We start from the raw sequence: 6,880 nt of genomic DNA, 5'->3' as shown, positions 1-6,880 counted from the left end.
GTTGAACAAAGGCAGATTGAGTGACAGGCAAATCTAAATCAAGTAGCTCTTTGGCTAAGGTATTACCACCCATGGTCAGTATAGCTTGAATCATGGTTTCCATCGTTAGCTGACTTTTCCGACTAAAATCTTTTTCAGGATGAAGCACAAACTGGTTTGCGGTGGAAACGATGTCGTTAATACTATCAAGTAAATGAGCTTTAATCTGGTCTAGCATGATTTTTCCCCTTTTATTTTTAGTGTAACATAAAAAACTAACCTACCACAAAACGTGATAGGTTAGTTAGCTTAATGACATTGGGTGCAAACCCGCCTTTTCTAAAAATATTTGCTGTTTGTGCTCCCACAAACTTTCTCATAAGGAGTCAGTCTGTCGGATTTTTATCTCCATTTTTATAGCGATTCAAATTCATTTTTAGCATAAGCTTATACCTCCACTAACAACTTTTATCACTATTTACATCGGCAACACTCCTTTAGCTATATTTTGCAACAGCTAAGTTATCACCATTCTTGTACCGAGCAACGTTCATAAGATACCTCCAATGTTACTTGAAAATCTTTATTGCAAGGTCTCCCTCGTCACAGCGAGTGACGCTCCGCTGTGATCTTTACAGGTCTCCATTACTGTACCTGTTGACATTTATCATTAGCATAATCTTTACCTCCGATAACCTTCAAACATGCACATAACTAGCGACTATTTTCTACCCCAATGGCCATTGAGTGCTGAATCTAGCAAATTAACTAGACTGGTGTAAAGTTGACGTTTGCCTACCGAATCTGGAGACTAGTCTCCATTTTTGTACCTCGAAATGTTAAACATCACCATGGATAAACCTCCTTGATGCATCTCATCTTCTTTACACTTATATTATATTGCAAACGCTTACTTTTGTCAATGTTTTTATTTTAAAAATTAACTTTTTTTGAAATATTTTTTCAGTCTGCTACAATAGATTTATGTTAGATTTAAACGATTACGGTATCAAAATGTGGGATTCTGAAAAGATTGCCTCTTTTCGCCGCACGCTTCTAGCTTGGTATGATCAAGAAAAGCGTGATCTACCTTGGCGCCGCACTAAGAACCCTTACCACATCTGGGTCTCCGAAATCATGTTGCAACAGACACAGGTTGTCACTGTCATCCCCTACTATGAACGCTTTTTAGACTGGTTCCCAACGATTGATCAACTGGCTCAAGCTTCCGAAGAAAAATTACTCAAGGCCTGGGAGGGACTAGGCTACTACTCCCGCGTCCGCAACATGCAAAAGGCTGCCCAACAAATCATTGCTGACTTTGCTGGCAAGTTTCCTTCAAGCTACGACGACGTTGCTAGTCTTAAAGGCATCGGTCCTTACACCGCTGGTGCGATTTGCTCCATTGCCTTTGACTTACCTGAACCCGCTGTCGATGGCAATGTTATGCGGGTTATAGCCAGACTTTTCGAGGTTAATTACGATATTGGAGAGCCTAAGAATCGCAAGATTTTTCAGGCTATTATGGAAGAACTCATTGATCCCGATCGTCCTGGAGATTTCAACCAAGCACTGATGGACTTGGGCTCCGACATCGAATCAGCTAAGAATCCTCGGCCTGAAGAAAGCCCTATCCGATTTTTCAGCGCAGCCTATTTACACGGAACCATGGACAAGTATCCCATCAAAGAGCCAAAGAAAAAACCTCGGCCTGTGCAGATTCAAGCCTTTGTCATCCGCAATGAGAAAGGCGAATTTCTCTTGGAAAAGAATACTGCTGACCGTTTGCTAGCTGGCTTCTGGTCCTTCCCCATCATGGAAACGGACTTTATTGGCCAACAGCTGGATTTATTTGATGAAGGAACGCCTCAGATAAAGGAAACAGTCTCTCAAAAAGCTCTTTTTAAGCAGGATTACCTGCTGGACGTGACTTGGTCCGAGCAATCATTTGAGAAAGTCAGCCATACCTTTAGCCATCAAAAGTGGACTATCCAGATGACTGAGGGCTTTATCAAAAAGGCAGCGCTGCCTAACTCGCATGAGCTCTGCTGGGTAGCTGCGGCTGATTTTGACAACTATCCCATGGCTGCGCCTCAGAAAAAAATGCTGGCCCAATACCTAAAAACAAGAAAGGAAGCCAAGTTATGATTACAAGCTCTGCTTATTCAGTCAAGTGACCTACCAAGCCCATAAATCACTTAGTCCTCTTGTCTTTTCTTTTTGCCAAAAGGCTAGCGCTACTGCCTTTTCTAGCAATGCTCTGGTAGCCAGTCAAGACTTTAAGATTCTGACTGGCCAAGACAGCCTAGTCACTTACCAATCCTCTCCTGACAAGCTCCGCTATTATTGTTCACACTGACACAGCCAAGTCTACCACACCAAGGATGATACACCTGATAAAATCACCCTCAAACTAGGCACCATTGACCACTGCGACCAAGTTTTGACAGCTATGGAGCGTAAACACATCTTCAATGACCAAACCTTCCCTTGGTTGGCAGATAAATAATACAAAAAAGTTGAGCTTAATCACTCAACTTTTTATGCTTTTTTGATCAGATCAAGCACTGCTAGACCAACTGCGGCTGCTGATTGTGGATTTTGTCCAGTGACCAGACGTCCGTCTGTCACGACAAAGCTTGAAAATGGCTGTGCTTCTTGGTAAAGCCCTCCCTTGGCAATGAGTTCATCCTGAGTTAGGAAAGGCACCGCATCACTGGTGCCGTTGGCCGCTTCTTCGGCATTTGAAAAGCCTGCTACCCTTTTGCCAGCAATAAGTGGAGTACCCACTTGGTCTACAATGGCTAACAGCCCCGCTGCTCCATAACAAACTGAAGAAATAATACCGCCTTTTTGGTAAATCGAGCGAGCAAGTTTGGCCAGCTCTGCATTGTCCGCAAAATCCCACATGGTGCCGTGACCGCCCGTGTAATAGATGATATCATAATCGTCTGCCTTGACCTGACTTGGCTTGAGACTATTAGCCAGCGCTTGGTTTCTGAAGTCTTCGTCTTTGTAATAAGCCCAGTCGCTCTCTGTCATGAAGGCCAAACTGTGCGGGTCAAGAGGCACATAGCCGCCCTTAGGACTGACAAAGTCAACCGCAATATTTTCCCTAATCATGACATCGTAAAAATGGGTTAGTTCTCCAAACCAGAGCCCTGTGGCACGGTCAATCTTCTCGTATTGTTCCACATTGGTCAGTACAATAAGTGCTTTTGTCATTTTATTCTCCTTTTCTTGTCTGAAATCAATAAAGGCTATTATACGACGGGCAGCTCTTCCAAGCAAATATTTTGTTTGCGAGCCATTCCCAAGTTAATCTGAAAATAGCCGTCAATTAGGAGGAATACTCTACTACCGCTTGGATAATAGCTGTCAACTCTTGTTGATGACTTGATGAAAGTTGAACAGCTCTTAGCAAAAATCTTTGATAGCTTGCAATTTCTTAGGTAATAAACTTCAGCAAGTACCTGCTAATTTTTTTCGTCTTTTGAAGCACAAAATGGTATCATAATAAGAGATATAAAAACACAGTTGCAGTTAGGTAGTCTGCAAGCACCTATTGGTGTCAGTAACCTTCCCCTCCGGGTTGTCCTTTATCGCTAAACAGTCAAAAAGGAGGGAACTGTATGGAAATAACAGTTTATTTTGATGGGACTTTTTGGGCGGCTTTGTTAGAATGGCAAAGCAGAGGAGCTTACTATGCCTGTCCTTATGTTTTTGGTAAAGAACCAAAAGATGCCGACATCTGGGACTTTATCCACAGAGATTTGCAAGGGCTTGTGAGAAAACAAGAGCGTCTGCTAGAGCAAACAAACAGCTCTGCCATTTTCCCAAAGGAAAAGAGAAGAAAAACCAACCCTAAGCGTATGCAGCGGGATATAGCCAAGGCTAAGAAAAAGCCTGTGCTGTCAACCAAGGCCCAGTTGGAGATGCAAAAAGCGCATAAGCTCTTGAAACTTGAACGCAAAAAGGCGAGAAAAGACAAGCGAGAAAAAGAAAAGGCATCTCAGTTCGCCATTCGCCAAGAAAAGCGCCATCAAAAACACAAAGGTCACTAACCTAAAAAAGAGTAGGACGCTCGGCCGAAGTAAAAATTCGACCAGCTCCTGCTCTTTTAACGTTAAAAGCCTATCGCAAAACTAATTTTCGATGTTTTCTTATGCTAGGTAGTGCAGACATTAGCAACCGACCTCCTCGTTTCATGACTTATTTTGGGCCTAAGCTCCAAAAGTCCCCTTCCCAGTCGTTACCAACCATACTAGGGCAAAGATAGCTTCTTTGGCTCACTTCATCATGCTTACTGCAGCAAACATTTCCATGTTAGTAAGGTAATCGATGATAAACCGAATGGCTATGTTAAATGATAATCATGGACTTGATAGTCTTGCGGGTTTCCATGTCCTTATAGGCTTGGTCAATGTCATCCAGTTTGTAAGATCTAGTAAAGACCTTACCTGGGTTAATGTCGCCATCAAGGACTGCCTTGAGGAGCACTTGCTTGTCATAGGTTGTGACAGAAGCTGAACCACCTGCGATGGCAATATTTTGTGCAAAAGTAGAGCCAATACGATGGTCCCCGTAGTGAGGGACACCAACAGCACCGATACGACCGCCATTATGAAGAACACCTAGGGCTTGCTCAAGTGCAGCTTCTGTCCCAACACATTCAAGGGCCACATCAGCACCACCACCTAAGATGTCACGCACTTTAGCAATACCTTCTTCACCGCGTTCGGCAACAACTGCCGTAGCACCAGAAGACAAGGCCATTTGTTGACGGTCTTCATGACGGCTCATCATGATAATTTGTGACGCACCACGCATTTTAGCTGCAATGACAGCACATTGACCAACAGCGCCATCACCGATGACAACGACCTTGTCACCACGTTCAACATTAGCCACACGTGCAGCATGATAGCCAGTTGGCATAACATCTGCTAGGCTCAGCAATGATTTCAACATGCCTTCTGTATAATCAGACGGCTGTCCAGGAACTTTGACCAAAGCCCAGTTGGCATAGTGGAAACGCAAGTATTCTGCTTGGTAGCCATTACCCCAATTAGTTGGAATAACATGATTGTCACAAGTCCCATCAAAACCAGCGCGGCAGGCATCACACTCGCCACACCCATGCGTAAATGGCACAATAACAAAATCACCTGGTTTAACAGTGGTAATAGCAGAGCCCACTTCTTCAACTATCCCCAGCGCTTCATGTCCACTATTTGCTGAATGAGCTGCTTTTTCATCCCCGTTCGAATAAGACCAGAGATCAGAACCACAGACACAGGCACGCACAATCTTGATGATAGCATCATCATCAGCTTGCAAACAAGGTTTTTCAACTTCTTCAACTGTCATAAGACCGGCTTTTTCAAAAATAGCTGTTTTCATTGTAAAATACCTAGAGCCCTCCACCGTTAGATTAAGAACGCTCTATCCTTTCTTTAATTAAATAATTAAATCAATTATAACACTTAGACTGAACTCCAAGTCAAGGATTTTTCTTAGTAAAATAGGATGGAGAAAATCAGGATAAACACGGTGGCCAGCTAATAGAACTAGAAGACTTAAAAAGGGATAACTTTCATTCACACAATCCAAAAATCTGACTAATGATTAGGCAAGCTGACCAGAAACTATTAGGGAGTTATTTGAAAAACAATGTCGCGGCCAGATACTTTTTGAGTCATTGTTTCATTTTTCTCTAAATTGAGTGGCTTCAGCCTTACCTGTCTCCAACTCCAGCACAGCATCGCTAGATAAGAGAAAAAGAGCCGGACTTCTACCCTAGCTCTTGTGCGTAATTCTAGAAAAATGAAATAGAGCTAGCAAATCTAGTTTCCCTTACTGTTCATCTGCTTGATATAGGCCAGCTTTTGTTGTCTAGTTTTTTGTTTGAAGTAGCTTTCGGCACTCATGGCAGCTTGCTTGCTATCGAAAGTCTCAAAATAGAGGAGCTCGACTGGCAGGCGAGCACGGGTGTACTTGGCTCCCTTACCAGCGTTGTGGGTTTTAAGGCGGTGCTCAAGATTTGTTGTGTAGCCTGTGTAGAGCGTCCCATCTGAACATTCCAAGACATACATATAGGCCTTTTTATCTTTCATCTGCTCTGCCATTTTTCCCGAAATAAATCTCAAAAATCTCGTCAGTGTAATCGCCATTAACCTTGTGGACAAAAAGTGGCGGTAGAATCTTCATGCCATCCGTTGAGCCATCCTTGATGGCTTCGATAAGGAGCATGTTGGCTTCGCGGCCTGCCTTAGGATAGACGAACTGGATACGCTTAGGCGCGAGGTTGTAACTGCGCATGGTGTCGATAATGTCAAGGAAGCGGTCAGGACGGTGAACCATGGCTAAGCGGCCATTGGATTTGAGGGCATGGCGGGCGACTTGACAGATTTCTTCCAAATTGGTTGTGATTTCATGCCGCGCTAGTAAATAATGCTCGGACAGATTTTTCTTGGAAGTCTCTGTAGCCTTGAAATAGGGCGGATTGCATAGCATGAGGTCAACTTGCGAGCGGGGGACGTAGTCCAGTAGATTTTTCAAATCATCATTGACCATCCGCACTTGGTCTTGTAGGTCGTTGAGTCGGATAGACCGCTCTGCCATGTCCGCCAAACGCTCTTGCAATTCAACTAGGGTGATGGGAGCTGAAGTCGTAGTGCTAGCAAAGAGGCCAACAGCACCATTGCCCGAGCAGAGGTCAACGATCAAGCCTTTTTTAGGGATTTTTGGAAAGCGTGACAACAGAACACTGTCAATAGAGTAGCTAAAGACGTCCTTGTTTTGGATAATTTTGACGTCAGTAGAGAAGAGTTGGTCAATACGCTCTCCCTCTTTTAAAATCGGATTTGTCATAGTCTTCATTATAGCAGAAAAAGTGACA

6 protein-coding genes and 1 pseudogene are annotated in these 6,880 nt (G+C 43.5%); 2 read left to right on the top strand and 5 right to left on the bottom strand.

All coding sequences use genetic code 11. From position 1 onward, the window contains the following. Positions 1–217: pseudogene (locus A3GS_RS11400) on the bottom strand (IS4 family transposase); the annotation flags it as partial. Positions 218–963: 746 nt separating this feature from the next. Between A3GS_RS11400 and mutY the strand changes: the two are divergent. Beyond that, positions 964–2,127: an A/G-specific adenine glycosylase gene (gene mutY, locus A3GS_RS0102860; protein WP_018363916.1), complete on the top strand. Its 1,164-nt coding sequence runs from the start codon at positions 964–966 to the stop codon at positions 2,125–2,127. 393 nt (positions 2,128–2,520) lie between these two features. On the opposite strand, the gene A3GS_RS0102855 is transcribed toward mutY, so the two are convergent. Continuing rightward, on the bottom strand, positions 2,521–3,204 hold the full coding sequence (locus A3GS_RS0102855; protein ID WP_018363915.1) for a type 1 glutamine amidotransferase domain-containing protein: 684 nt from the start codon (positions 3,202–3,204) through the stop codon (positions 2,521–2,523). A gap of 407 nt (positions 3,205–3,611) precedes the next feature. Here A3GS_RS0102855 and A3GS_RS0102850 point away from each other — a divergent pair, with 407 nt between their 5' ends. Further along, a complete protein-coding gene (locus A3GS_RS0102850) occupies positions 3,612–4,043 on the top strand; it encodes a YjdF family protein (RefSeq protein WP_018363914.1) in 432 nt (143 codons plus the stop codon). 298 nt (positions 4,044–4,341) lie between these two features. Here the strand turns inward: A3GS_RS0102850 and A3GS_RS0102845 are convergent, their stop codons facing one another. The 3 genes from A3GS_RS0102845 to A3GS_RS0102835 form a co-directional block, all read right to left on the bottom strand. Continuing rightward, positions 4,342–5,382: a zinc-binding dehydrogenase gene (locus A3GS_RS0102845; RefSeq protein ID WP_018363913.1), complete on the bottom strand. Its 1,041-nt coding sequence runs from the start codon at positions 5,380–5,382 to the stop codon at positions 4,342–4,344. Between the two features lie 443 nt (positions 5,383–5,825). Beyond that, a complete protein-coding gene (locus A3GS_RS0102840; RefSeq protein ID WP_018363912.1) occupies positions 5,826–6,095 on the bottom strand; it encodes a GIY-YIG nuclease family protein in 270 nt (89 codons plus the stop codon). Further along, positions 6,085–6,852 carry a tRNA1(Val) (adenine(37)-N6)-methyltransferase gene (locus A3GS_RS0102835; protein ID WP_018363911.1) on the bottom strand — a complete coding sequence of 256 codons (768 nt, stop codon included), beginning with the start codon at positions 6,850–6,852 and terminating at the stop codon, positions 6,085–6,087. Before A3GS_RS0102835 ends, A3GS_RS0102840 begins: the two co-directional genes overlap by 11 nt. Positions 6,853–6,880: the final 28 nt, after the last annotated feature.

Source organism: Streptococcus caballi DSM 19004 (assembly GCF_000379985.1).
Lineage (GTDB): Bacteria > Bacillota > Bacilli > Lactobacillales > Streptococcaceae > Streptococcus > Streptococcus caballi.
The sequence above is the reverse complement of the archived record's forward strand: the minus strand, read 5'-3'. Positions and strand labels throughout refer to the sequence as shown.